The organism is Thermocoleostomius sinensis A174 (genome assembly GCF_026802175.1).
Lineage (GTDB): Bacteria > Cyanobacteriota > Cyanobacteriia > Elainellales > Elainellaceae > Thermocoleostomius > Thermocoleostomius sinensis.
Map to the genome: position 1 here is coordinate 3238576 of NZ_CP113797.1, position 26698 is coordinate 3265273.

The 26698-nt window shown below is 48.1% G+C and carries 29 protein-coding genes; 12 read left to right on the plus strand and 17 right to left on the minus strand.

The genetic code is table 11. The features are described 5' to 3' along the window. Nucleotides 1–15: 15 nt before the first annotated feature. Both OXH18_RS13985 and OXH18_RS13990 read left to right on the plus strand, forming a co-directional pair. Nucleotides 16–777, plus strand: a complete 762-nt coding sequence (locus tag OXH18_RS13985; RefSeq protein WP_268607701.1) for a PRC-barrel domain-containing protein — start codon at nt 16–18, stop codon at nt 775–777. A gap of 142 nt (nt 778–919) precedes the next feature. Next, on the plus strand, nt 920–1420 hold the full coding sequence (locus tag OXH18_RS13990; RefSeq protein ID WP_268607702.1) for an AAA family ATPase: 501 nt from the start codon (nt 920–922) through the stop codon (nt 1418–1420). Between the two features lie 195 nt (nt 1421–1615). Here the strand turns inward: OXH18_RS13990 and OXH18_RS13995 are convergent, their stop codons facing one another. From OXH18_RS13995 to OXH18_RS25510, 8 genes are all read right to left on the minus strand, one after another. Continuing rightward, complete coding sequence (locus OXH18_RS13995) at nt 1616–2092, minus strand: cupin domain-containing protein (protein WP_268607703.1); 477 nt, start codon at nt 2090–2092, stop codon at nt 1616–1618. Nucleotides 2093–2106: 14 nt separating this feature from the next. Continuing rightward, a complete protein-coding gene (locus tag OXH18_RS14000) occupies nt 2107–2601 on the minus strand; it encodes a globin domain-containing protein (protein ID WP_268607704.1) in 495 nt (164 codons plus the stop codon). A 105-nt stretch (nt 2602–2706) separates the two neighbouring features. Next, entirely contained in the window at nt 2707–3618 is a 912-nt protein-coding gene (locus tag OXH18_RS14005) for a helix-turn-helix transcriptional regulator (protein ID WP_268607705.1), read from the minus strand. A 248-nt stretch (nt 3619–3866) separates the two neighbouring features. After that, nucleotides 3867–4664 (minus strand): glucose 1-dehydrogenase, encoded by a 798-nt coding sequence (locus OXH18_RS14010; RefSeq protein ID WP_268607706.1) that lies wholly within the window; start codon nt 4662–4664, stop codon nt 3867–3869. A gap of 112 nt (nt 4665–4776) precedes the next feature. After that, the gene (locus OXH18_RS14015) at nt 4777–5046 is read right to left on the minus strand and encodes a ParE family toxin-like protein (RefSeq protein ID WP_268607707.1); all 270 of its coding nucleotides are present in this window, start codon (nt 5044–5046) and stop codon (nt 4777–4779) included. Next, nucleotides 5043–5261: a hypothetical protein gene (locus tag OXH18_RS14020; RefSeq protein WP_268607708.1), complete on the minus strand. Its 219-nt coding sequence runs from the start codon at nt 5259–5261 to the stop codon at nt 5043–5045. Before OXH18_RS14020 ends, OXH18_RS14015 begins: the two co-directional genes overlap by 4 nt. A gap of 30 nt (nt 5262–5291) precedes the next feature. Then, a complete protein-coding gene (locus OXH18_RS14025; RefSeq protein ID WP_268607709.1) occupies nt 5292–5762 on the minus strand; it encodes a hypothetical protein in 471 nt (156 codons plus the stop codon). A 649-nt stretch (nt 5763–6411) separates the two neighbouring features. Continuing rightward, a complete protein-coding gene (locus OXH18_RS25510) occupies nt 6412–6519 on the minus strand; it encodes a hypothetical protein (protein ID WP_390904326.1) in 108 nt (35 codons plus the stop codon). A 240-nt stretch (nt 6520–6759) separates the two neighbouring features. On the opposite strand from OXH18_RS25510, the gene OXH18_RS14030 reads away from it, so the two are divergent. The 4 genes from OXH18_RS14030 (at nt 6760) to OXH18_RS14045 (ending at nt 10321) form a co-directional block, all read left to right on the plus strand. Next, complete coding sequence (locus OXH18_RS14030) at nt 6760–6984, plus strand: hypothetical protein (protein ID WP_268607710.1); 225 nt, start codon at nt 6760–6762, stop codon at nt 6982–6984. A gap of 270 nt (nt 6985–7254) precedes the next feature. Beyond that, nucleotides 7255–8343 carry a hypothetical protein gene (locus tag OXH18_RS14035; protein ID WP_268607711.1) on the plus strand — a complete coding sequence of 363 codons (1089 nt, stop codon included), beginning with the start codon at nt 7255–7257 and terminating at the stop codon, nt 8341–8343. A 360-nt stretch (nt 8344–8703) separates the two neighbouring features. Further along, the gene (locus tag OXH18_RS14040; RefSeq protein WP_268607712.1) at nt 8704–9234 is read left to right on the plus strand and encodes a DUF937 domain-containing protein; all 531 of its coding nucleotides are present in this window, start codon (nt 8704–8706) and stop codon (nt 9232–9234) included. A gap of 307 nt (nt 9235–9541) precedes the next feature. Then, the gene (locus OXH18_RS14045; protein ID WP_268607713.1) at nt 9542–10321 is read left to right on the plus strand and encodes a HEAT repeat domain-containing protein; all 780 of its coding nucleotides are present in this window, start codon (nt 9542–9544) and stop codon (nt 10319–10321) included. A 102-nt stretch (nt 10322–10423) separates the two neighbouring features. Here the strand turns inward: OXH18_RS14045 and OXH18_RS14050 are convergent, their stop codons facing one another. The 3 genes from OXH18_RS14050 to pyrR form a co-directional block, all read right to left on the minus strand. After that, nucleotides 10424–11680 carry a GspE/PulE/PilB domain-containing protein gene (locus OXH18_RS14050; RefSeq protein ID WP_268607714.1) on the minus strand — a complete coding sequence of 419 codons (1257 nt, stop codon included), beginning with the start codon at nt 11678–11680 and terminating at the stop codon, nt 10424–10426. 228 nt (nt 11681–11908) lie between these two features. Further along, nucleotides 11909–12331 (minus strand): DUF4278 domain-containing protein, encoded by a 423-nt coding sequence (locus OXH18_RS14055; protein WP_268607715.1) that lies wholly within the window; start codon nt 12329–12331, stop codon nt 11909–11911. A 243-nt stretch (nt 12332–12574) separates the two neighbouring features. Next, nucleotides 12575–13117: a bifunctional pyr operon transcriptional regulator/uracil phosphoribosyltransferase PyrR gene (pyrR, locus tag OXH18_RS14060; protein ID WP_268607716.1), complete on the minus strand. Its 543-nt coding sequence runs from the start codon at nt 13115–13117 to the stop codon at nt 12575–12577. Between the two features lie 208 nt (nt 13118–13325). On the opposite strand from pyrR, the gene OXH18_RS14065 reads away from it, so the two are divergent. Continuing rightward, nucleotides 13326–15755 (plus strand): HAD-IC family P-type ATPase, encoded by a 2430-nt coding sequence (locus OXH18_RS14065; protein WP_268607717.1) that lies wholly within the window; start codon nt 13326–13328, stop codon nt 15753–15755. Between the two features lie 22 nt (nt 15756–15777). Here OXH18_RS14065 and OXH18_RS14070 read toward each other — a convergent pair whose 3' ends face one another. Next, nucleotides 15778–16800 (minus strand): glycosyltransferase family 8 protein, encoded by a 1023-nt coding sequence (locus OXH18_RS14070; protein ID WP_268607718.1) that lies wholly within the window; start codon nt 16798–16800, stop codon nt 15778–15780. Between the two features lie 744 nt (nt 16801–17544). Between OXH18_RS14070 and OXH18_RS14075 the strand changes: the two genes are divergently transcribed. The 4 genes from OXH18_RS14075 (at nt 17545) to OXH18_RS14090 (ending at nt 20149) form a co-directional block, all read left to right on the plus strand. Beyond that, the gene (locus OXH18_RS14075; protein ID WP_268607719.1) at nt 17545–17886 is read left to right on the plus strand and encodes a DUF760 domain-containing protein; all 342 of its coding nucleotides are present in this window, start codon (nt 17545–17547) and stop codon (nt 17884–17886) included. Nucleotides 17887–18066: 180 nt separating this feature from the next. Beyond that, the gene (gene mutY / locus OXH18_RS14080; RefSeq protein ID WP_268607720.1) at nt 18067–19179 is read left to right on the plus strand and encodes an A/G-specific adenine glycosylase; all 1113 of its coding nucleotides are present in this window, start codon (nt 18067–18069) and stop codon (nt 19177–19179) included. Continuing rightward, entirely contained in the window at nt 19133–19903 is a 771-nt protein-coding gene (sfsA, locus tag OXH18_RS14085) for a DNA/RNA nuclease SfsA (RefSeq protein WP_268607721.1), read from the plus strand. Before mutY ends, sfsA begins: the two co-directional genes overlap by 47 nt. Before the next feature lie 27 nt (nt 19904–19930). Further along, nucleotides 19931–20149 carry a hypothetical protein gene (locus OXH18_RS14090; protein WP_268607723.1) on the plus strand — a complete coding sequence of 73 codons (219 nt, stop codon included), beginning with the start codon at nt 19931–19933 and terminating at the stop codon, nt 20147–20149. A 29-nt stretch (nt 20150–20178) separates the two neighbouring features. Here OXH18_RS14090 and OXH18_RS14095 read toward each other — a convergent pair whose 3' ends face one another. The 5 genes from OXH18_RS14095 to OXH18_RS14115 form a co-directional block, all read right to left on the minus strand. Continuing rightward, the gene (locus OXH18_RS14095) at nt 20179–21252 is read right to left on the minus strand and encodes an AI-2E family transporter (RefSeq protein ID WP_268607725.1); all 1074 of its coding nucleotides are present in this window, start codon (nt 21250–21252) and stop codon (nt 20179–20181) included. Nucleotides 21253–21386: 134 nt separating this feature from the next. Beyond that, nucleotides 21387–22127 (minus strand): trimeric intracellular cation channel family protein, encoded by a 741-nt coding sequence (locus OXH18_RS14100; protein ID WP_268607726.1) that lies wholly within the window; start codon nt 22125–22127, stop codon nt 21387–21389. 41 nt (nt 22128–22168) lie between these two features. Then, nucleotides 22169–23224, minus strand: coding sequence for a YheT family hydrolase (locus OXH18_RS14105; RefSeq protein ID WP_268607727.1), 1056 nt, complete (start codon nt 23222–23224; stop codon nt 22169–22171). 22 nt (nt 23225–23246) lie between these two features. Next, nucleotides 23247–24893 carry an ArnT family glycosyltransferase gene (locus OXH18_RS14110; protein ID WP_268607728.1) on the minus strand — a complete coding sequence of 549 codons (1647 nt, stop codon included), beginning with the start codon at nt 24891–24893 and terminating at the stop codon, nt 23247–23249. 83 nt (nt 24894–24976) lie between these two features. Next, nucleotides 24977–25861 carry a carbohydrate ABC transporter permease gene (locus OXH18_RS14115; RefSeq protein ID WP_268607729.1) on the minus strand — a complete coding sequence of 295 codons (885 nt, stop codon included), beginning with the start codon at nt 25859–25861 and terminating at the stop codon, nt 24977–24979. Nucleotides 25862–26049: 188 nt separating this feature from the next. Between OXH18_RS14115 and purN the strand changes: the two genes are divergently transcribed. Then, nucleotides 26050–26697, plus strand: coding sequence for a phosphoribosylglycinamide formyltransferase (purN, locus tag OXH18_RS14120; protein ID WP_268607731.1), 648 nt, complete (start codon nt 26050–26052; stop codon nt 26695–26697). Nucleotide 26698 lies beyond the last annotated feature (1 nt).

Below are 26698 nucleotides of genomic sequence, written 5' to 3' on the forward strand. Positions count from 1 at the left end.
TTGGAGGATTGAGTTATGTTCAACGTCATTCGTCGGAGTCAAATGATCGGGTTAACGGCGATGGATAGTAGCACTGCAACTCGTTTTGGTGGTGTTGAGGAAGTTTGGGTAGACCATCAGGGACGAGTGGTTTACTTTGCTAGCAGTGCTGGCTATACTCCTCTGGAACAGGTCTCGATCGTTGGCCCAGATGCTGTTCTAACCTATTCGGATTTGGCAACGGAGCCAGCAACAACGCTACGTCGCTTGTGTGGTATGCAAGTGCGCACTCCGTCAATTTCTGATCCCTTGGGCTGGATAGAGGATTTTCTATTTGATTGGGAGACAGGGGATATTGCGGCGTATATTTTGGGTGGAGAGATTGCAGCACCCTTTGGTGGACGGGCAGTTTTGTTTCCAGAGGATGTGGAAGTAATTGATGCAGAGGTCGTCGTCATTAAAGAGGATGCTAAAAATCGACTCACGAGTGAATCTGAAGGGTTGAAGGGGTTCTTGAGTGAGAAATCGCAGCAGGTTAAGAATCTGGTAAAGCAAATGGGCGATCGCCTCAAATCCCTGGTTTACCCTCACGATCAACCTGAGGTTGTGCGAGTGAAAATCAAAGAAGTTCGAGATGAATTGGCCGCAACAGGACAATATGACCAGAATGCTCTGAAAGAGGCTGCTGACTTTCTACAGGATAAATGGGAGGACTTTCAGCAAAGTCTCAGTCGCACCGGGCAGCGAATGAAACAGGCGATCGATTCTGCCTGGCAACGATTGACTCGTAGAGCTTAAAAATCGAAGTACGACAACATCTAGAAAAACCAAGTTCCGTCCCCCCATAATTCAAATGCAGCGGAATGCCGTAAGCTAGTTGATTGAGGAGCAAAGGTTGTTTGCGTCCGATGAGCTTGGTCGCTATGCAGAGGAATAGGGGATGAACCACAAAGGAATTTTGATATTTTTCTGCGGAAAAATGGGATCTGGTAAATCCACGCTTTCCCGTAAGATGTCTGAAGAACTTAATGCTATCTTGTTGTCAGAGGATGAATGGCTATCAACTATTTATCCTGAAGAAATACAGAATTTTGATGATTACATAAAATATTCAAGGCGACTAAAACCTTTACTAAAGATTCATGTGAGAAATATACTTAAGGCTGGACTTTCGGTCGTAATGGACTTTCCGGCAAACACAATAAATCAAAGAGTATGGTTCAAAGAGATATTTTTATTCGAAAACATACCTCATAAATTGATATACCTTGATGTTGATGACAAAACTTGCTTAGAAGGAATTAGAAAGCGTAGACAAACCAACCCAGAGCGTGCACAGTTTGATACAGAAGATGTTTTTCAGCATGTAACTAGCTTTTTTCAGCCACCATCCCCTGATGAGGGTTTCTTCATTGAAGTTGTGCATAGAGATGCCTCTTAGTTCCCCTGTTTGAGAAATGCATAACAAATCACTGCACTCGACCGTATGCTATGCTCATCGCAATCACCTAAAAGTTAATGACGGCGATGTGGAACTGGGCAGCGAGGATAACCGATAACGTGTCTGGAGTCAGTTTCCTCTGATCACTAACTGGAGAAACTAGCCAGGAAAAAACTGGAACATAACCCTCTGCTGTTAAATTGCCGAACTTTCGGGATAGGGAAAAAGTTCAATGCCATATTGCACTGAGATATCCATCACTGTTTCCATACTCGGTGGTTTGTCTGATGACAACTGGCTGAGTTCCTCAAAATACTTCTCCAAACCAGCAGGCGTCAGCATAATCAGCATCTTGGCTGGGGCTTCACCAACAATAGTAAAAGCGTGTGGCGTGTCACGCGGTAAGTAAATTGTTGTACCCGCGATCGCCTGAATGGTTTCACTCCCAATCTGAAACTCAACCTGCCCCTCCAGCACATAGAATGTTTCGTCTTCGTTGTGGTGCAGGTGGAGCGGAATTCCCACACCCGGTAGATTACAGTTCTCAATCAGGGCATACCTGCCATCTGTATCCTCACTCGCCAAGATCACCCGCTGGTGATCGCCGAGTACGTTTAGCCGCTTACCTTCTCCATTTGAGGTAACCCTTGCTCCTTGGATGAATATACTCATAGTTGCTTTCCCACCTATCTCGTTCCAAGATTGTTAGCAATTGCCAATCGTTCCGTCAGGACTTGATCTTCTTGTTGATAGACTGCCTTTTCTTTCTGAATAAACAAGCTGGCTAAAGCCTCATACGCTTCAGCCCATGCGGCAATCACCTCATCGGTTGCAGCATCTTGCAAAACATCCTTCATCGCCTGCAACAACTTTTCACCAATCAGGGGATACTGCTCTGGCAAAATGCGAGTTGCAACATGACGATGGGCAATGTGATCGACTGTCGCTGTTAATTTCTCCAAGCGATCGATGTGAGTGGCATAGGCATAAACAGCCGCTGCTAATTTGTGTGCCTGCCCACCGCCATCGAAATGCTGCATCCATGTATTTTCAAAACCCCGTCTGTAGTCAGGTCGCTCGGTAAAGGCAATTTCATACATTCGCCGCGTAATCTCTTCCCCTCTTTCTTTTAAAATCGGTGCCGTTGCTTTGACAATTTCGATCGTTTTTTGACTAACCATGACTGACTGCTGAATGGTTACGAACATATTTTTTCTAATCACCGAGGGTAACTAAACCCTTCGATGAAGTCGCACATTTTCTTGCCAAGTTAGAATAAAATCTTGCTACAACTTGCGAAACTGGTTCGGGTTCATCCCAGTGTATTGGCGAAAATACTTGGCAAAATGACTCTGATTGGCAAAGCCGCAATCCAAGGCGATCGCAGTAACAGTTCGCTCTGTTTGCTTGAGTAAACGCTTTGCCTGTTCTACTCGTTGGTGAATGAGATACTGATGAGGTGATACTCCAGTCGATCGCTTAAATAGATGACAGAAGTAGTACTGGCTCATACCAAGCTGATTGGCAATATCGGTCAGAGACAAGTTTTCTCCTAGGTGCGTCTGGATATACTCAACGACTTGTTTTAACTGTTGCTGAGACAACCCATCTTCATAGTCTCGAAATTGATGATTGCGTGTAGCGTAATGACGCAACAGATGTGCCGCCAGCGCGGTTGCCATTGTGTCGGCATAAAACCGACTGCCAACCCCATCCTCTTCCAGACTAGCATTCAGTGCTAGACCAATCTGATGGATCAATAAATCTGCTTCCTTAGGTGCCAGTAAAAGTTCAACACGATCAGGATTCACCGATTCATAGGCAACCTGAGCCAGAAACGTTGGCTCCAGGTAAAAATGGATACATTCCATTGTTTGAACCAGTGAGATAGAACGCAGGCTGTGGGGCAGATTAGCAGGAATAATCTGAATACAGCCAACTGAGAAGTCTGGTTCTCGATAAGATACTGTCTCCGAACGACCCTCTGCCCCAAGCTCCACGTCATAGGTTCGATGCCCAATTGGAATGATGACAATGTGTCGGGGGCTGGAGATTTCTGGTAAGTTGAGCCATGAATTGCGGTAGTGGGCAAGCTGAATATCCCTCCAACCCGCCTGGAAGCTGGTTAGAATGGGTGGATCGGACATCCGCTTTGGCAAGTCCACACAGTCAATCACCAACGCTTGCTTTTCAGACATCGCCGCCCCCAGTTTGTGTTTAGGAAAACTGACTCTTGGCCTTACCACAATACACTCAAACTACCGCTTAACCGACGATCTTCTGGGTGTTTTTGGATTTGTCGATAACCTCCAAGAACGAGTGCAAGGACTCAATGCGGAGTCAGCTAACGTTCCCGTTCACCCGCCGCCGATCGCCCTTCTCCCTCCACCGATCGCCCTCCTCGGCCGGTGTGCAACGGGCTGGTTAGAATGAGTTGAAGACCAATCTACTGTGAGGGCGCGGCCGCGGACCCTGCAAGAATACCGCCGTCAATATTGATTTCCGCTCCAGTAATGTAGCTGGACTCATCAGCGGCGAGCATGACAGCTACCGCAGCTACTTCCTCGGGCATTCCGAACCGTCTCAGTGGCGTATCCTGCACGAACATTGCCATGTTCGACTCTCGATCCGGGCCACTGCCAAGCATTGGTTCCCACATGGGGGTGAGTATTGCCGCTGGGTGAATGGAATTACAACGCACTTTCATGCCTTGCTGAGCGCAATACAGTGCAACACTCTTAGTGTGATTGCGAACAGCAGCCTTACTTGATGCATAAGCAGCTGCCGTCGGTATGCCTACGATACCTGAACGTGAGGAGATGTTAATTATTGACCCGGTGCCAGACCCGCGCATCGCGCGGATGGCGTACTTGCAACCAAGAAACACTCCATCAAGGTTTGTCTCATGAACTGAGCGCCAAGCTTCAAGCGAGGCGTTCTCAGGGTCATGAGGCACATCATCTCCTTCAAAACCCGTGATGCCAGCATTGTTGACTAGGATGTCAAGCTTCCCGTGCTTTTGGATAATAGCTTCAGTCGTTTCGCGCCATTCTATTTCGCTGCGAACGTCGAGCGGGACAAATGAAGCGGAATGACCAAGAGACTGGGCAACAGCATACCCATTGCCTTGGTCGATGTCCGAGACGTACACAAATGCACCTTCGGCAGCGAAAGCCCTAGCGATAGCTTCGCCAATTCCGCGCGCAGCGCCAGTAACCAGAGCAACTTTGCCTTCCAGACGCATTCAATGTGTCTCCTTTATGTCTAACGTTCCCAATCACCCGCCGCAGACAACCTCGAACACTTACAGACAGACTTTCGGCGGTCGGGTGCATTGGGGTTGTTATGCCGTGCTGCTACAACTGCTCCAACAATCTGTCGTATTCTGCGTGAGAACCTACCCAAAACCAAATCACTGTATCTCCATCTAATTGCCCAACCGCTCGATAACTTTTGCTAATACGGGCAGAGTAGATCGGCAACACCGGATGAACCTTCTTGAAGCGTAGACTTGGATAGCTTGAGTCTTCCTTAAACTGACGATACGCTGCACGGGCTTGCTCTTGAACCTGTCTAGGTAAATTAGCGAATAGTTTACGAAACTCGGTAGTAGTGCGCGATTTCACAGTGTCTCTGGGTCAAGTTCTTGGGTTTGACCTGCATGATATTCAGCTATTGCAGAAGCAGCCAGTTTTGCAAGAATATTCGGTGAGCGAGAGAATGATTCATCCCAACGCCGATCGTCCTCTATCTCTTCCAAAATCATTGCAGCGATCGCATCCTGTTCGCTTTCAGGTAAGGCTTGTAACCTGGCGATTGCTCGTTCAAGCAACTCAGTCATCGCTACTCCACTCAGCACTTCATACTTACCCTATCTATTATCGCTGCTCTCAGGTAGAGTGAGCATAGCCCGAACACGCTCTTGAAATGCGGGCAAACCGCCCTGATTTTGCCAGTGTTGCTGAAAAGTGGGCATTGTTTCCAGAAACATCACGTCGCCACCCTGAAGCCTAACTGGGTAACCAAATACTTCATCCGCTTTTGCAGAATTAGGGAGATTATTCCAATCAATTACCCAAAGCACTTCAACGATTCGATAGATATTGAAATCACCTTGCCACTTTTCACGTTCTGGCTTGTAATCAAGTACTTCTACAAGGTGCGTAACATAGCCACCTTGCCGAAGTAATATTAGATCTCCTCGCTGTGGTTTGCTGGCATTACCTTCGTCATCTTTCCAAGCCAACTTAAAGAGGCTTCCAGGCTTAAAAACTTGGTAAGCCCAAGACTCCTGACCCATTGGTTTGATATTCTTCGTCCACTTCAGGTTTTGTAAGTTCATGTATTGACTTCAACTTGAACACTAACAAGTTAACTTTCGGTTACGTCCTAACCAAGGACTAAGCGGCATAACGATTTATTAGACAGAGTCACTCTGTATAATTACCTGATACGAGCAGTTAGACAGATTGTGCCCTGTACAATCACCCGATTTGGGTAAATCAACAGTAGATGATCTGCATAATAGCGCTGCTGGAGCAAGTTATGCAGCAAAGTTCCTTATATCTTCTACTTTATTCTCAGTAGATTTGCATACTATAAATTTATTGTTTCTGTTACGTTCATGCTAAGGCTAAGATCATGTAACCTTCTCGTCCCCGAAAACTACTCGATCAAGTGCGCGATGTGCCAAGGCTAAAACACTACTCCTACCGGACTGAGCAAGGTGTAGTGCATCTCTAAACCTGGACACCTAAAAAGTCAGCGTAGTAAAAACTGCTACATGGATGGTAAAAACTCGGCATATCATCGTCATAGGGTACTCCTGGCTCAGTTGCTTTACCAATTCCCGTTTTTATCCCCGTTCAACAGGTGTGATGCCTTTTTGGCAATTTCTAACTACATGGTTAATTGTCCGGCCATCCGCTCCAACTCAGCAATGCGTCCTTCTTTTTGGCTGGTTTGCTCTCCACTTTCAACGCTTGATATGCTCATTCGAGAAATTCTCGCTTCCATATTGTCAACACCGAGTTGTGGATTTTGCAAGCCCGACAAGCATCGGCTGGACTCTTTTCTCCCCGCAACACTTCGAGCACCACTTTTGCGTTGAATTGGGCAGTGTATTTGCGTTGTTTTGCTGCTATTATCTTGCTCCCTGGCTTCGACTCAGTTTACTCTCTCCTACTTGTCCAGTTTTTGGGATGCACTACACAAGGTAGTTTATTCTCTAGCCTTATTAGTTTCTTATTTTTCTCTCCTATTGTTGAACCTGTGAAGGGGAAGACAACCATAACCCTTTCCTCAAATCATGCTAAATTCTAATTTTTTTGGAGAAACCCATGAGTAACTACATGATTCCTGCCGATATCAATAATCTCAGCTTTGATAGCTTTGGTCGCAATCCTGGTCGTGATGTAGTGTGTTTGGCCCCAATCCGCACTGTTATTCGTCGCGAAGAAGAGATTACCCTAGTCCGCAAAGTCCGCAAGGTGGAGGAGGTAGACGCAGGGTTATCTTGCCCTGTGAACAGTGAAACGATGTCTTCCAACCCATTCGCTCAGTAGATAGGTCAGATTTCAGTATTGCTGAGTTGTCTAATTCAGTGGCTGCATACACGTCTCTGATATGAAGGGATTAGATGCTCAGCAATGCTGTTACCGGTGCACTTGTTTAGTTCTGCGCTATGGTTCTTGTAAAGATCACGGATAACGCAGTACATTGTTGAACTAACGTCCCTACCTATTCTGGGTAGGGATTCTATTTTGAGTAATTTCGTTGTCAATTCACTACTGGTAGCTAATTGTCGGTTATTTAACTTGGGTGTGAGGAACACAATGAAGCGAACGAAGCGATCGATTTCTTTAAAGACTATTGGGCTCAAGATGTTGAGTGTTGCAGCTATTTCATTAAGTGGCATTGTAGAAGGATTTGGAACACCCGCTGTGGCTCAAACCACTTGGTATAACTGCTTAACTCGTGAAGTGTTTACCCCAGAAAAGCAAGTCTGGTGCGATCGCTGGCAGACTCTTCAAAACGCCGACTATATCGTACCAACCTCTTTTACTGAAAACCCAGCCTATACCACTGTCACTCTAGAAAATGGACGATATGAACAATCAGATGGAGCAATGATTGTCATGTTGGCGAATGAACGCAATTGGCTAACCTTTGGTGATATCAACAATGACGGCAAAGAAGACGCGGCTGTGATTTTTGGAGTTGTTCCTGGTGGAACTGCTATAGTCACGTATTTAACCGTGCTTCTTGATATTGATGGAGTTGCTCAGGCCCTGACTCCAGTGGCGCTGGGTGAGCGAATTATGCTTAATGGCCCAATCACAATCGACAATGCCCGTGTGACGGTGCCTCTCCTAACCTCAACGGCTGTGATGAATCGCAGCTACGTTGTGGATGGCTCCAGCTTGCTAGAACTGACCCAATTACCTGCCCCCGAAGAAACGCTGGCTTTATGTGAAGGCGAGCGTCGCCATACAGCGCGGGTTTACTCGGCAAATGGACAACTGAAAATGCGGGTGTTCGATCGCCAAGATGGAGTTGTCTGGATGGATTCCGTTGCCATCCGTGACACTAATTCTGAAGTAACTACCTATTTCAATCAGTTTGGGGAGGTCACCGTACGAGTGTCGGTGAACCGCAATTCTCCTGGGGATTGCTCAATTCAAGTTGGCGACCAACCTCTGGAACCAGGAACGATTGTCGAAGGAAATGCCGCAAACTCCGAAGACCCCAATTCAGGTGAACCAAGTTTGACCGATGTGCCCAGTCCTGTGGGAGGAACTGTCAAACAATTAACCATCCCGGGTCCCGAAACCTCGGTATTGGTGACGTGCGATCGAGAGGGATTTGAACCGTTCTTTTTCACTGACCAGGGGAATTGGGTTGGTTGCCGAATCAGTGAATAGCCAGAGCTATACTGCCTCTCCACGTTTTCTGGCTTGGTTCTTATCAATTCCTTATCTTTGTTCACTATGCTGAACTCAATCCTGTTTAGGTCAATGGTTTGCAAGCAAGACAGAATCCGGTTTTGCACCAAGCAAACTGAAAAGGGAGTTCCTGAAATAGTTCAGATGCAATCAAGCAATGAGGTATCGCGATCGATCGCCATCTTTCTTACCGGTCTGATAGGCAAGTTGTGTTTTCCCTGGCACAAAGCTAAACAGTGAAACCGAGGCATTTGCGGATGATTCGGCAACAACGCAGATCTTGCGCAAATGCTTCAATTTCTAAAACACTACTAATCATGGCATGAGGAGTCTATCCCTATGGGATTGTTCTTTGATCTGTTGAGTGCAATCAATAATCCGTCACAACAGGCAACAGTCTCTCAACTGGAGACGATCACTAACTCGATTGATCGAGTGACCACGGCTCAGGGATTTGATGCATCTAAAACACAATCGCTGTTGTCTGCATTGGGAAATGCAATGCGTCCGGCTTTGGCCCAACAACAAGACAAATTAGGCAATCGCCAATTAGAAGACCTGCTGGCCCGTGCCGGCACTAACACTAATGCCACAGCCTTTCAAGCTATCTTCCCCCCTCAACTTCAGCAGCAAATTGCTCAAGGCGTTTCTCAGAGAACAGGTGTCAGTCCTAATATTCTTCAGGGAATCTTGCCAACCCTGATTCCATCGGTTTTAGGACTATTAAATATGGGCGCCAATAAGCCTGGTTCGATAGGTGGTAATCCCCTACTCAGCAGCTTTTTGGCTGGCGATCGGCGTGGCAATACCGATCTAGGCGATGTGTTTAAGTTTGCCCATCGTTTTCTGAATGGATCTCCTGCACGCTAGGCTAGTTGCTCAAACTACTAGATTAGTCATAGCAATCTGCCTGTTTTAGGTAACAAAGCTCGAAGACCCTCACCTCAACCCCTTTGCCAGAGCAGGCGAGGGGCTTTCATTTCAGGTTGAGGTTGAAGTCCCTTCGTCTGAATTTTTCACAAGCGACCAGCAAAAATTGGTATAGCTAGCTGTACGACATTAAAATTCGTCTAGTGTTAGTTTTCGATCGGTTTTTGGGCATGAAAGAGATACAGCAGGTGCATTGTAGGTTCACTCATCTCCTGTCTCTATCTTGGGATCTTTCATGTTTTTCACCATGTCCTATCGTCTTAAACTGCTGTTTATCATTTGGCTGACCTGTTTCAGCATCGCTCCAAATGCGATCGCAAAAGCAGAGACGACGGATCAAGTGGCTGAACCTCCTGTGTCCCAAACGTCTGCCCGAATGGAATGGATTTGGTGGGGGGCGATCGCCCTTGTTCCCGTCACTGTCGTGGCTGGTATCTTCTACAGCCTACATCCCCGTCAGTCAGTACAGCAACCAACCTCCCCCATTTCTGATCCAGTACCACCGCACCCCCAATCCGATTCAATTGTGCTTTCATCCACTACTCGCCTAACCAAAGTTGATAGTGTAGAAGCACTAATCCAGGATTTGGGCAGTACCGATCCCCAAAAACGGCGATCGGCAATCTGGGAATTAGGACAGTGCGGCGATTCACGAGCCATTCAACCCCTTGTCGATTTACTGATCGATGCTGACTCAAAACAGCGGGCTTTGATCCTAGCAGCAGTTTCAGAAATTGGTACTCGCACTCTCAAACCCATGCAGCGAGCCTTGATGATATCGCTGCAAGATGATAGTTCGGAAGTTCGCAAAAATGCCATTCGCGATGTCTCTCGCAACTTCGAGTGGATGGCACAGGTGAGTCAAGCGTTGCAGTACGCTACTAGCGATCCAGATACCGAAGTTCGGGAAACCGCTGAATGGGCCTTGGGACAATTAAACCGAGTGCGGCTGCCTACCTCCGAGAGAACTTTAGACACGCCATCAGCGCCAGTTTGGGAATCTGGGCAAAAGACGGGCGATGGATAATGCAGCCCTGGAAGGACGGAATCGCCAGATTCGATCACAGCTAGGGCAACGACTTATTGTTTCTTCTTCTCTTCATCGTCATCTTTGTTGATTCCAATCTATTCATGCTTCTTGCTCTAACTCATTCAATTGGTCCTCAATAGTTTGTAGCAGTTGATTTAAGCTGGGTAACGCTTCAAACCGAGCCGCCGCCAACCCTGGTTCAGTATAGGCTCGATCGCGAATTTCGTTGAGTTTGGTTTGCAGTTGTTTAGCAATACTAAGCGCATCACGCTTTAGGCTCGCAAGCTGCTGTTTTTGGTGAAATCGCAAGGCTGCTCCTCGCAATACTTGTAGCGTTGCCTCTTCGCCATATTGACCTGCCATAAACCGAAACCGCAACAAGACCCGGCTGCGATCGTATATCCGCTCAATTTCTATCTGTTGCGGTGGGGGAGCAAGAGACGCTTGGGCGAACGCTTTTAATTCTTGCAAAAGTTGATGAAAGACGGGTAACGGTAGCGATTCCAGCACAGATTGCAAAATTCCGTCCTGACTCCACAGCACTCGCCCGTATTGAAGATGACACTCAAAATATAGTCGTCCAATGCCAGCTATCAGCAGTCTAGCCAGCAGTTCTTGCAGCATCATGGGGGGTGGCAGCGTCATCAGGACCTCTACCGGATCGGTGAGATGCCGCGCCTGAATCAACAACGATGGTATGGACGCAATCAACGGTGGCAAACCTGGCATGGGAGAAGTGGAACTATTTTCAGAGCTATCTAAAACAAGAGTTGGGCAGGTATCTGGCTGCAACGGCTTCCGGTGGGACGGGGCAGGATGACGGTGGGACCGATCGCTGTCTCTTTCTAAAGGTGTCGCGTCGGCAGACTGATGAATAGAAGGCGTGGGTGACGATCGATCGCCTGTGTAGTTGAGGTAAGCTGTCAATGCAACTTGCAAAGCATCATAGGAAATCGCATGGGGAACTAGCGAATAGTTGAGGTAAGAAACAATACGACGAACATACTCTAATGCTGTTGTGTCGTTGAGTGTCACCATTCCCAAGTGCAAGCGATTGCCATCTAGAAACAGCGGTAGAACCTGATAATAAAGACACGCTTCAAGGGGTAACACACCGCTAATCAGTACAAACATCTGATCAACATTCAAACGCTCTTCCCAACCTGCCTGAAAGTGAACAAGAATGCGTTGCTGGATAGCGCTAGGAAGATTGAACTGGCTAAACTTGCCCGGAGACACCATAGAGAACCGATAGGGAGGAAACAATAAAAGCTGAGAAATCGAATAAGCGTCAGAAACTAGACTAGGCGGTTCAACCGCAGAGAGCGCTACCTCGATCGAGCGTTCCTGTTTCAAGGATTCCCAGTCCTCCCCGATTCGATTGCATGGACGAGGCAGTAACTTATTCCTTGGCTCCTTCCTTTTCCTTGACTCCTAGTTCAAGCAGCAATCTACCCAATATTAGCCACAACAAAAAATAGGTAGCCTTGATGAGCAGGCCACCCATGCCATTAACGGAGAACTATTAAAGCAATAGAACTAAAGCAATAGAACTAAAGCAATTAGAACGCAAAGGAACACTATTTAAGCAAACAAATGTAGTTCTTTCTCAAGCTCATGCAGTAGCGTGCTATCGCCCTTCGCTTTGGCAACTTCGATGCGGTGATGTAAGCGCTGGCGAATCGTTTCTAAATGAACTCTAGCTACTTCGTTCGTTTGACGTTGGCGAAGCTGAGTTTTCAAAGGTAGTGGAATGGCAACGGCTCGATCGGTAGCAGCCATTTCTGGATGAACGGTAGCAGAAACCGGATAAACTCGACCTGCTTTTGTGGTCTGATAGGTCGCACCCCGATATTTTAGATTTGCTGTAGGTTGAGGAACAGGAATATGACGTGGATAGGCAACGGTATAGTGTTGACCGCGATACTGTGCTGAAACGCCGCTGTCGATCAGATCTACAGGAGTAGGTTGATGTTGATAATGTGCACCGCGATAGGAGAGTCTCATGCTATGTGGCTCCTGAATGCATCGTATGTGAAAATAAGAGACTGAGTTGCAGTAGAAAGGTTCGTTTCTCGAAACAAACTTTTGCCTTCATCTCTAGCTAACTTAACCTTCCAGTGAAGGCTTGAGCAGACGCCACGAAAGCGATAAACGAACTAACCTTTTCTTTCTGTATCTTATTTTACTGTTTTTTAAATTGGTTGGCAAATTTAGCAAATTTAATAAATCTAACCGAAGCAATTGTCCTTAGCCGTTCCGCTTCAGCAGTTCCACACCGTCGCGTCCATCCACATTTTGCAAGTACACCTTCACCTGTTCCTCTTTGGCAGTGGGTAATTCCTTACCGGTAAAGTCTGGATGAATGGGAACCTCGCGATGTCCTCGATCGACCAATACCGCCAACCAAATTGCTTCGGGTCTACCGTATTCATTGACGGCATTGAGGGCGGCGCGAATGGTGCGTCCTTTGAAAATGACATCATCGACCAACACGATCGTTTTGCCAGAGAGATCGAAGGGAATATCAGTTTTTTCGGGAGTACGCAGATTAATGCGATCGAGATCATCACGATAGAAGGTAATATCGAGCGACCCAACCGGCACTCGCGCTCGTTCCAAGGTTTCAATTTGTTTAGCCAGCAGAGCAGCCAGCGGCACGCCTCTTGTATAAATACCCAATAGCGCTAGCCGAGATAAGTCGCCCGCCCGCTCAATAATTTGTGAAGCTAACCGAGTCACTGTGCGGCGTAATTCTTCCGCTGAGAGGATTTCAACGACTTGGGACGGCATGGCGGTTACGAAGGTCTACTCTACATCACTGGCTTACCCCGTATTATCTCCTAGCTTAGAAGAGCAGCCGCAATTTCCCAGAATCTCTTTAAGTCGGCATGGCTTCAATGAGAATTTAAGGACTTCTCTGCGGAAGTGGGAGAAACTGGAGAGATGACAGATTCACTCGTATATCGGCAAGCCATTGGATACCAATTGACGCCAGGTTATGCAAGGACTCACAGAACAAGAGGCGGCTACTCGTCGAGCCGCAGGCCAGGGCAACAATGTCACACTTCAAACCAGTCGCTCTTACTGGCACATCCTTGAAGAAAATTTATTTACCTTTATCAACGGAATCTTTTTCACCATTAGTCTGGTGATGTTTCTGCTCAATCGCGCAGGCGACGCCATTTTGGTCGTTATCGTAATTTTTGGTGGCGTCCTCGTGAATATCTACCAAGAGATTTGGGCGAAACGACAACTCGATCGCATTGCGTTGCTGAGTCGTCCTCAAGCCACAGTGATTCGGAATGGCTGTGAACAGGAATTAGATCCATCCCAAATTGTGATCGGTGATACGTTGATGGTGCGACCTGGCGATCAAATCGTGGTGGATGGTGAAATCGTTGGCAATGGACGCATTGAAGTCGATGAATCACTACTGACCGGCGAATCGGATCTGATTCCTAAGCAAGCAGGCGCTGCTGTCTATTCGGGTAGTTTTTGTGTCAGCGGTACGGCTTGCTATGAAGCTCAAAAGGTTGGTACAGAAACCGTAGCCTATAAATTGATGGTAGGGGCGCGGATGTTTCGGCGCGTGTTAACTCCCCTGCAAGTGGAAATTAATGTGGTGATTCGGGTCTTCATGTTGATTGCCTGTTTTCTGTGGCTATTGGTGGCTATCAGTTTCGTCAGCAAAGATTACTCGGTCAATGATATTGCGCAACGAGCGGCAGTGATTGCTGGGCTAGTGCCGGCCGGATTGTTAATTGCGATTACGCTGGCCTATGGATTGGGAGCGGTGCGCATGCTGGGGCAGGATGTGTTAATTCAACAGTCTAATGCGGTGGAATCGCTGAGCAATGTGGACACGCTGTGTTTAGATAAAACGGGAACGCTGACCACCAATCAGTTAACGCTGGAGGAAATTTACCCGATCGTCCACAGCAAGGACACCATTTGCCAACTATTGGGGGATTATGCCGCCACCACTACCGCTGGTAATCGCACCATTACGGCGATTGCCAATGTTATTCCGGGCATTGTGCGACAGCTTAAAGCAGAAATTCCATTTTCGTCATCCCGCAAATGGAGCGCGATCGCCTTTGACGAAGCAGAGCGATCGGGCGTTTATGTGCTAGGTGCCCCTGAGGTTTTAGCCCCCACCATGATAATAGAGGCAGAAGTGAAGTCGTATCTGCACGCCAAGGCTGAACAAGGATTACGGGTGGTATTGTTTGCCTACCGTCCCGATGTAGCTGGTGCAGTCCTTGATCCCGATAATCCGCAATTACCGTCTTTTCTAACGCCCCTAGCAGTGCTATGTTTTGCCGATCAATTACGCCCAGAAGCCTACGAAACCCTGCAAGGCTTCACTAATGCAGCGATCGAGATCAAAATTATTTCTGGTGATCACCCACAGACGGTTGCCGCCTTGGCCAAGCAAGCTGGACTGAAGCACATTCAACTCGTGTCTGGTCCGGAACTGGCAGAAATGGACGCAGCAAAATTTGCTGAAGTAGCTCAATCGTGTACTATCTTTGGTCGCGTCAGTCCCGAACAAAAGGCGTCGCTCATTTCAGCGTTGCGGCAGGCGGGTCGCTATGTGGCAATGATTGGTGATGGCGTCAATGATATTTTGTCGTTGAAGCAGGCGAACTTGGCGATCGCCATGGAAAGCGGCAGCAAGGCTACCCGTAGCGTGGCCGATATTGTGCTGCTGAATGATTCGTTTAGAGCCTTACCTCATACCTTTTTGGAAGGACAACGAATTCGCAACGGCATTCAAGATGTGCTGAAGCTATTTTTGATCCGCACCTTCTGCATCACATTACTGATTTTTGCCACGGCAATCGTCACCAACAGCTTTCCGCTACAAAATAAGCAAAGTGCGATCGTGTCTTTAATCGGTGTTGGGTTTCCCACTATGTTCATTCCCGTCTGGGCTAAACCGGGGTTGCTGCCTCGGCGCAGTATGGTGCGATCGATGCTGCATTTTGTTGTGCCAGCAACGCTCACCCTCACCTTGGTTTCGCTTGTAATCTATCTGTTCTACTTAGTGGTCGCCGTGCTTGATTTGCCCCCAATATCGGGCGTGGCACAGGTAAATCATGCCATTCCCCGCAGCGCCCTAGTCACGATTTTGGTAATGGGTGAACTCTTGCTGATTCCATTCCTCAAACCCCCCACTACAGCTTGGGTGGGCGGCGAACCTCTCAGCGGCGATTGGCGCTATTCGATCGTTGCACTGCTTTTATTTGGTGGGTATTTACTGATATTAGCCATTCCACCCCTGCGCCAGTTTTTTGAACTGTATCCTCTCAGCAAGGTCAGCTACTTGTTTATTGGACTAGTGGCCCTGGAGTGGTGCTTCATTTTGCGGGCGGTGTGGCGCAGCCGCTTTCTTGATCGCGTTTTAGGTATTGATTTGAGTTAACTCATCAGTCTCAAAAACCAAGTTATCGTTTGGGAGAGTTGCGATCGGATGCAGCAACCTGAACAGACGGAGTTGATGTCCAAGTAGGAACCATTCGTCGATAGAATTGTTTTGCCAGGCGGATAAAACGGCGGACACTACGTCGAAAAAGTTGTTCTGTGTAATTCCATTTTGTATTTGTCCAACCAGCCCAGGCAGTCATTTGCAGATAGTGCAAGAACACCCCTCTGTGCGGATGGGTACAACCGGGCATCCAAGGTTTAGGACGGCTGGTGAAATGGATGACATAGGGATGATGGAGAACATTCTCAAACATCTCCTGGTGATAGGGGCTTTCACGCCAGGATGAAAAGCTGTGAACTACATGAACTTGATTCCAACGTGGCTCTAGTTCTCCCCAATCATTCGCCAAGATGATTGAGAGCCCATCTTGATCGGGAAAAAGCAATTCTGAATGTTGGCTCATAAAATTCATGATGCGATCGGCCAGTTTCTCCGATCGCCACTTATTCAGATTCATCACGAGCACTCCTGAATTGAGATATCTGTGCTCAGATGTGATTCCCCAGGTGTTTAAATCAAAGGATTTAAGGTGATGGGCTTGATTAACAAAGCGATGAACAGGATCTTGTACCGCGAGCAACGCCTGATTGTCGATTTCAAGGTTCCAAAGGGTTTCTAGATTCCCAGTTACTACGATATCTGTGTCGAGATAAATCACCTTTTCTACTTCATCAGGAACGATATCGGGAAGCAGTAACCGGAGATAAGCAGACTTGGGATAAGGACTGGCCGAGCGATCGCAAATTTGCTTAATTTGCTTTATGGGCGGCTGTATCCATTCAATAGTAACTCGGTCGGCATCCAGCGAAGCCGCTAGTTTGCGTTTGTTAGCGTTGCGGATACCGTCATCCAACACAAACAACTTGAGATAGCAATCGTGGCTAAGATTGGCAAGAGCCGAGTACACCGTGACTCCGAGAGGCATTGCATAGAAGTCATCAGCGGCACAAGCAAGACAAATTGTTTTTGCTGGTGTACTCATGGGTTCTCCTCATGATTAAACCGTATAGATAGCGCTTGAACGACTCACCCCTTGTTCTCTCTGTCGGAGGGAAAACATAGTCAGGCAATCAGGAGCAGCAATCAGCCAAATCAGCGCGAGTAGAACTATGACATGCGAAGCCAGAGCCGGTGCAATAATAACTTGATAACAGGATGGCATGATGAATTGGCTCAGGATTAATTAGGTAAATCAGATGCACCACACGGGATGAATCAAATAATGATTAACCCATTCCAGGCTAGGAATCAGGGAGGAATTAAGTGACTAAAATTCTTGATGATTGGCATTGCATACACAGTGAAGGCGAACGTTAGATGAAATTTGGTTCGCCGCCTCGATCGACTTGTAAGAACCAGGGAAAGCGCAGAAATGAAACCTGGTTTACACATAATTACACGGCCCCGCACTCCATCATCAAACACAACTTCAAGGTTTACATCGAGTTTGACTGTACTATCCCATCCAGTCTTGTCTCAATTGAACAACTTGGCTCAGGTCAGGTTATCACCTGAAGAGAACTGAAACGCGCAATCCCCTCGCAACTTGTTCAAAAATTTACACAACTTGATGCTGTATGAGAAAGCGAAATAGAACGGTTTACCCAAACGAACTGAAACCAGTACGTCCATCCGCCTAAACAAGTTCGGTTCCACCCACTTCGATCGGGTTCAGACAATTGTTACAGTATGTTCATACAAGTCAACCGTTACCTGAGTGGCTGATATGAACGAGACCCCTAAGCGCATTTCAGATTATTTTGATGGTGGTAGCTCGAATAACGTGTTGTGGCAGTACGTTCAGTCAATGAATCCAGAGACGATCGCTCGGCTGTCAAAGCCAGATTCGGCGGAAGTATTGCAGGTCATGGAACGGAATATTATTGGATTGCTAGGCGGTTTGCCGGCTGAGCATTTTGACGTGACGGTGACAACTAGCCGTGAGCATTTGGGACGACTGTTAGCGTCTGCTATGATGAGCGGTTACTTTCTTCGCAATGCTGAGCAACGGCTTAACTTTGAACGATCGCTTCAATCGGCGGATCTCGGTGCTTCGGATGAAGGCTAGGTATTTGTCACAATCGCCGCACGTGCTTCCTAAAAGATTTTCTTAGAGTTACTCCAACTGAACCTACGCTTAAATTCACGATCAATCGATCCCTCGATTTCTCTCACGTCGGAGAACTGGAGGGATTTGGTTTATGGTGGGAGAGGGTCTTGATGATGAATCCTGTCTCCTCGCTCGATTATGCCACCGCCTTCCTGCCTGCCCCCCGTTCTCACTCCTTCTAGCCTAGACTTTCTCCGCTGTTCTCTGCTGGACTGGTATACCATATCCGGTCGCGATCTGCCTTGGCGACACACCCGCGATCCCTATGCTATCTGGATTTCGGAAATCATGCTCCAGCAGACTCAGGTAAAAACGGTAATTCCCTACTACGATCGCTGGTTGAGGCAGTTTCCCACGATCGAGGCTTTGGCAGCCGCTGATCAGCAGCAGGTGTTGAAGGCATGGCAAGGCCTAGGCTATTACGCTCGCGCCCGTCATTTGCACCAAGCCGCCCAACTGATTGTGCAAACCCACGGCGGGCAGTTTCCCGATACGCTGGAAGCTGTGCTGAAGCTACCGGGCATTGGCCGCACCACCGCTGGCGGAATTTTAAGTGCGGCTTATAACCAACCCGTACCCATTTTGGATGGTAATGTAAAACGGGTGTTGTCTAGGGTAATGGCATTGCCGGTTCCCCCAAGTAAGGCGATGAAGCACCTGTGGCAAGCGTCATCAGAATTGCTCGATCGCCAACATCCACGCGATTTTAACCAAGCGCTGATGGATTTGGGAGCCACCCTCTGCACCCCCAGCAATCCGGCGTGTTTGCTGTGCCCTTGGAGAACTGCCTGTCGTGCGTTTGATTTAAACATGCAAAACGATCTACCCGTGTCCGAACGTCGTGCACCGCTGCCCCATAAACAAATTGGAGTTGCTGTGATTTGGAATCAGCAAGGGCAAATTTTGATCGATCGCCGTCGCCCTGATGGGTTGCTAGGCGGGCTGTGGGAGTTTCCGGGCGGCAAAATTGAACCGAACGAAACGGTCGAAGCCTGTATTCGCCGCGAAATTCAGGAAGAACTGGGTATTGAAGTAGAGGTGGGCGATCGATTGATCACCATTGATCACACCTATTCTCACTTTCATGTAACATTAAACGTTCATCACTGTCGCCATGTTCAGGGTGAACCGCAGCCGATCGAATGTGCCGAGGTGCGGTGGGTGACAGTGGACGAACTCGATCAATTTCCGTTTCCAAAGGCGAATGTCCAAATCATCACGGCTCTACAAACCGCAAACTGCCCCCACTAATTGGTGCTATCCTTATCCAGTCCTACAATCGGGCGTGCTCATCAAACGCTACAAGCGCTTCTTTGCCGACATATCGCTAGATTCGGGCGAGGTAATCACAGCACACTGTCCTAACACAGGCCCAATGACTGGCGTGTGCCTTCCCGGCAATCGGGTGTGGGTGTCTCGAAGCAACAGCAAAACCCGCAAATTGCCCTACACATGGGAAGCGATCGAGGTACAGAGTGGGTCGGAGCTAACTTGGGTGGGTGTGAATACGGCTCTGCCCAATCGGGTAATTAAGGCGGCCTTGGAGGCGCACTTGTTCCCGTCACTCGAACCTTATACGCAGGTGATGGCTGAAGTGGTCTATGGCAAAGACAACAAAAGCCGGATTGATTTTTTGTTAACCGAAAGCAATTCTGATACACCACGCATTTATGTAGAAGTGAAGAACACAACCTGGGCGCAAGGCCCGATCGCTCTTTTTCCCGACACTGTCACTACACGTGGACAAAAGCACCTGCAAGAATTGACTGACCTACTCCCCCATCACAGAGCCGTGATGTTGTATTTCATTAACCGGGGTGACTGTACGCAGTTTGCTCCGGGGGACAGCGCCGATCCGGTATACGGGCAATTGCTGCGATCGGCGATCGATCGGGGTTTGGAGATACTTCCCTGTCGATTTCAAATGACTTCAACCGGAACCTACTACCAAGGCTTGGCAGAGTTGGTAGTCTAGAGAGAGGATCAGAGAGGAGAACGAACGATGGACTCGACCCAAATTGATTGCAAAACTGCCTGCGTCAACGGCTGCGTGTTGGGTGATCAATGTCCCAACAAGGAATACCAAGCGCAAGCGTCTCAATTTATTCAAGAAACCTCGCTCGATGACATGTTAGCAATCGCAGAAGAAGCCGTTCGTAAAAAAATGTCGGCTCCCCCGAAATGGGTGTTTCCAGATGAGGGTGTGAATCCAAATTCATAGATTCAACCTAGAGATTGTCTAGAATCTAGCTATCGCTTGCGCTTGGTGTCTGGCTGCACGCGATAGTTGATAGTATCTTCCTGATCCTCGGCACCAATGAGGGTGGCAAGGAGACGAGTATCGGTGAAGGGTTCTAGCAATAACTTCTTTAGCATCACCGTTAGCGGTAAGGCCAAAAAAGCGCCGATCGGTCCAAGCACCCATGTCCAGAAGATCACCGCCAGAAATGTCACCAGGGTGGAGAGATCTAATCCTTTCCCCAAATAACGTGGCGCAATGACCATATCAAAGAAATTGTTGATCAGAGCATAGCCCACAAACACGATCAGCGCTTTACCAATCCCAAATTCTAGAAGCGCCATAATCATCGGAGGAATTAGAGCAATAATGTAGCCAACATTGGGAATATAGTTGAACAAAAATGAGAGGACACCCCAAAGAATCGCAAAATCAACGCCAATAGCCCACAATAGCAACGTTTGTCCAATCGCTGTCAATGCTCCTAATCCTGTTTTAATGAATAAATAAACGCTAATGCTACGACTAAATCCTTGAATGCGATTCAGCATAGGACTAGACTGTCCCAGGCTACGATTGAGCTTTCTCGAGAAACTTGCTGATCCTACCAGCATATAAATAAAAATGAAAAGAGTAAGACCTGCATTCGACAGGGTATTCAGTAATCCTCGAATAAACGAAATAATTAGTTGAATAATGCGGCCTGGATCAATTAAATCTAGCTCGATGATATCTGAAGCTTCCAATCCTCGATCGCTTAACCAGTCTACCAATGCCGCAAGCTGAACCTCTAAACGCGATCGATAGGTAGGCAAAGCATCAGTTAGCTGCACAACGGAAATACCCAGAAACCCAATCAGCAACAGCCCGATCGCCACCACACCCAACACTACCAATACATAGGATAACCAGTTAGGCACACGCCGCCGCCGCAACCACTCCACCAACGGAGCCGTCACCAGCACAATAAACAATGACAGCAGAATTGGTCCTAATAGCCCAGCCGCTGCTTTCAGCCCAGCAATGATAATCACAAGGCTAGATAGGCTAACTAGTAAGCGGGTGATGGAGGCAGGACGTTGCATAGATCACAGAGGAAGGATATCAACCAATGTCGTAGATGTAGAGCGATCGTTTGATTGCCCGTACAAGCAATCTAGAGGAATTATAGGTCTGCTTCCTCTGTTTCGTTGAATTTCTCGTCCAGTCTCTTATCAAGTCATCGATTGATCTTGGCCGCCGAAGCAGATGGCAAAGCGGGCTGTTTAAGATACTGGGGGGTTGGTAGCGTCATGCCATAGTGTAACGACAGCATTCGCAGCAATACGATTGTTGTAAAAGCGACATAGAAGGCAACGGCTGGGCTGACGTTAAACAGCAGGCTAATCAGAAACACCCAACAACCGACAAACGAACACGTGGCATACAATGCCGTCTTTGTGCGAAAAATCATCGGAATTTCTGCTAACAACACATCTCGCAACACGCCGCCAAATACTCCGGTAATTACGCCCAGCATCGATGCGACAAAATAGGGCATTTGATCACCCAGAGCATAGGAAACGCCTGATAGACTGAACAGCGCCAACCCCAGCGCATCCACAAAATCAAACAAGCGTTTCGTCAAAAGGCGTTTAATCAGGGGATGCGTAGGATTAGAAATCCACGGAATGTATACAAACAGAAGAGATAGCCCAAACACGATAATGGGATATTGCTGATACTGCACCCAAAACAACGGCCGACGATTGAGGAGCAAATCGCGTAATGTGCCCCCACCAAAGGCCGCAACAAATGCCACCGTATAAGTACCCACAAAATCCATTCGCTTTTGGCGTGCCGCCAACATGCCCGAAAAAGCGCTAACCATGACGGCAGCCACTTCTAGAAAATATTGTAGAAACGCTAGCCGTTGCAGTTGTTTAACGATCGTTGCATCTAAGGCAAAATCTAGTGTCATAGCACTCCTCAACAGTTCCTCAGCCGCTTTCTTGCACGCTATCACCTGGATTGGGCCGTGATCCACTCTAAAATGCGATTCCAGGCCCACCACGGATCGCAATCCGCCACTTGGCGTTGACAAGCCGTACTGCTGAGATAGCCCACATGTCCGCCATGTTGCGTTAGCACTAAGTTGATTGATTGATTCTGGGCTGCAATGGCTTCTAAATCCGACACGATCGACGGCTCAAATAATGGATCATCCGCTGCATAGAGAATGAGCGTGGGCTTGGACAGGTGTGGCAAGAGGGGCAGCGCACTGCTGGCATCATAGTATTCCTCTACAGAGGCAAATCCCAAGCGCCCAATTACTAATTCATGATCAAACGATCGAATACTGTGCACCCGTTCAATCGCCGTCCGATCGAATGCTTCGGGATGATACTGATAACTCTGCCACGCCAAAATTTTCAACTGTTTGGTAATTGCTTGCTCCACGTATTTTCCAATCTGATCTTTCTCCAGATATGGCAGCGATCGGTTCGAATCCAAGCTAGGACAAATGACGGCGCCACCGCCAATCTCCGTCGGATCGATGGCCAGTTCTGATCCCCATGCGGGCAGGGTTTGTGCCGCCTTCATGGCCCACAGCGCTAACTGTCCACCCAAGGAATAACCCGTAAACCAAAACGGAGCCGGACAGCCAATCGCCTTGGCTTCCGCCGCCAGATGCACAAAATCTTTGCCCTCGTACAGCCCGTCCGAGGTTAGAGTAGGCGATAGTTCCGCTGTTTTGCCATGTGCCCGCCAATCAAACAGCACCACCGCATAACCCTGAGCAACGGCCTTGCGTCCCAAAATGCTTAAAAACCATTGATTATCTAGATTGCCAGTGATCCCATAGGTGCCAACGATTGTGCCTTTGGGATGATCGGGAATGGCGATTTTGGCAAACAAGGGAACGCGATCGGCTCCTCGCAAAACCTTTTCGTTGTACTGAGGTTCAGGCTCAAGCGTTAAGACTTGCCAACGCTGACTTGTGCGCAAAGCAGCATATAGCGTCATCACCAATCCATTGCGCAATCCCCATGGCGGCTGATACAAAAATGTGTTCATGGTTTGCTGCTTCTGTGATTCCTCACCCTTCTGGCAATTTAGTGATCAGCGACCATCCTTCAGCCGTTCCTAAAACTTGCGTCGCAGGCAGATCGATCGTATTCAATACTGCATCGTCTACGAGGAAAAACGGCTGTTCTTGTTTGTTCCACCGTTCTTTCAATTGGTTGGTTGAAGCCGGAATTACCTGGCGATTGCTATAGAAATTGAGAGACGGACGATTGTGAGGATAGGACGTAAATACTTTTTGTTGAGTGGGTGTGTGTTGCTGCACGATCGCTGCTACGGGCTTAACTGGATAGGCTTCTGCCAGTTCCCACACCCAATGATTTGATCCCATCAACAATAACAGCGCCACATACATGCCCCAAATTAACACCGTCAAAAATTGCGGATTTTGCCGTGTTACTAAAACGGCTGCTACGGTCATCGTCATGGCCACAATGGCCATAATCAATTCCAGATCTGGCTCCAGGGGAGAACTAACCCAACCAAAATATATGACCCCGGCCCAACCACCCAACGCCAGGAGCGCAAACCATCCAAACCAAATTGATGAATACTCGGTTTGCTTGGGTTGAATGACCCCAGTATAGCGTCCCTTCTGCCAAAGGTCTGCGAGGGCGGCTCCGGCAATTAGGGCTAGGGCTGGATAAATTGGCAAAATGTACCACGGTAGTTTGGTGGCCATCGCGGAAACTACCACTAGATAAGCCACACTCCAAACAAGCGCCAGTTTCGCCCAACTTAAGTTGCGATTGACCCAGGCAAGCTTAAACCCAAGTGGCAAAAACAAGAGCCAAGGAGCGCTGTATTTTAGAATTTCCAAGAGATAATACCAAGGCGGCCCACCGTTTGCTTCCACATCTTGCCAAATGCGTTGCAGCGATTGATCCACCAAATTTGTGTTTAGAAAGGCTTGCCCGTATTCTTGCCACTGAGCGACATACCACAGCAGCACCGGCACGCTGCCCAAAACGATGCCCAACCACAAATGCGGCGATCGCAGCAGGCGCGGCGTATCCCAAACCGCAAACAGAAATACGATCGCCCCCAACAAGATGCCAACCATGACACCCTTCGTTAGGCAAATCAGCGCTAACCCAATGCCAACGCCCAGAGCATAGCGATAGTCCCGTCGTGTCCGTAGCAACCAGTTAATGAGTAGCAGAAAAAAACACAAAACGGCTCCGTCTAGCATAGCCAACCGTCCATGCCGCGCGATTGGCAACCACGTAAGATACACCAGGGCGGCAAATACAGCCGGAGGGCGTGGATAAAACACCTCGCGGGCCACACCATACATTAACGGTACAGAAGCTGCCGTCAGCAGTGCGCCCGGTAAGCGAGCCGTCCATTCGCTGACCCCTCCCATTGAGTACATCAGCGCCATCAAGCTATGGACTAATGAGGGCTTGTTGAAGTAGGGTTCGCCCCAAAGAGTGGGATGTAGCCAAGTGAGTGAATTGATTGGAGATTGCCAAATTTCTCGTGCTACCTGTGCCACGAGTCCTTCGTCCCAATCTCGCAGCGGCAGTTCACCTAAATTGACCACAAACAGAACGATCGCCGCCATCCATAACCCCAACGTAATCAGCGAGTCTGTTTGGCGATCGCCTCGCTGCAAACAGCGTTCTAAATCACCCACCTGAAATTTTTCGTTTTGCATTTCAGATTGAAAATCCCAACTTTTCTGACTTTAGACGGTAGACAAGCGATCGTCTACATTAGTTGAAACGATTTGCCTCGAAATTACAACGGGTCAGTCTCAGAGATTTGCAACTGAATGTAAATCAACACTAGGGTAATGGCTAGCAACACAGTGGTAATAGTGGCAGCATAGCCAAAATCGAACTGGGCAAAGGCTTGGTTATAGACGTAAAACACCAGCAAATTCGTAGAATTTAACGGCCCACCCCCTGTCATCACATACGGCTGTTCAAAGCTGCGTAGGGTAAAAATGACAGTAGTAATTGTTACAAAAATTAATGTCGGTCGTAGCCCGGGTAAGGTGATATGCCAAAAACTTTGCCAATCTCCGGCTCCATCCAGTTCAGCAGCTTCGTAGCGACTGATGGGAATGGTTTGCAGCCCGGTCAGAAACACCACCATGTTGAAGCCAAGTTGTTTCCAAATACTGAGCAAAATTAAGACAGGCATGGCCCAAGTGGTGCTGCTGAGCCAAGGAATAGGATCGAGTCCTGCCATACTTAACAAACCATTGACCGGCCCATCAGTTTGAAATAGCCAGCGAAAGCCCAGCCCCACAGCCACTAATGAGGTGATAGACGGAATAAAGTACGCTGTTCTCAGCCAGCCCCGCAGTGCCATCGATCGATTTAACAACACCGCTAACCCCAGCGGAATGACCAAACTAGGAATAACCGTCGCGATCGTAAAGTAGATTGTATTGCCCAACACTTGCCAAAAATCTGGATCAAGCGCCAGCCGCAGATAATTGCGTCCCCCGATCCAAACCGTACCAGCCCGTGTAAAGCTACCCGTTGTAAAACTGAGGTAGAACAAGTAGGCGATCGGGTATAAAACGAAAATTCCTAGTAACAGTAACGCCGGAGTTAATAACACCCAGGCTTCTACGGTTTCTTGCCGAGACTTGTCAACCAATTTGCTTGGCATAAGCAGCGAAGTAGAGACAAATATGTCTGAGAGACAAATAAATGTGATGATAGAAAACTAGTAATGTACCATTCCTCATAGGGTAGCCCCTCTGAGGATTTGATGGATTCATTTTCCACCTTCCTCTTGACGAAACCCAACAAAACCTAACCCAGTTCCACGTTCGACTGCCAGACTCTTTGCCATTCATGTTCCCTTCTAACCCGACTGCAACTTTGATCTCGCCAGATGTATCATTGCCGATGGCACAACTTGCCGCACCGCTCAAACTTGGCATTATGGCATCTGGCAGTGGCAGCAACTTTGAAGCAATTGCCCAAGCTATTGCCAATCATGACCTCCTGGCCCAGTTGCAAGTGATGGTATACAACAACCCCACTGCTAAGGCTGCCGAGCGCGCCGATCGATTGGGCATTCCCAAAGTGCTGTTGAATCACCGAGAGTTTTCAAGTCGTGAAGTCTTAGATGCTGCGATCGTGGACGTTATGCGCGATCACCAGGTGGATTGGATTATCATGGCTGGCTGGATGCGGGTTGTTACTAACGTATTAATCGAAGCCTTTCCCCGCCGCATTCTAAATATTCATCCCAGCCTGTTGCCTAGTTTTCCTGGTGCAAATGCGATCGAGCGAACCCTGGCGGCGGGCGTCAAAATTACTGGCTGCACCGTTCACATTGTTGAACTCGAAGTCGATAGTGGCCCCATTCTAATGCAGGCGGCTGTTCCTGTTCTGCCAGACGACACCCTGGAAACGCTGCACCAACGCATTCAATCACAAGAACACCGAATCTTTCCAAGAGCGATCGCCCTCGCCGCTGTGCAATTTGGGGATTAGA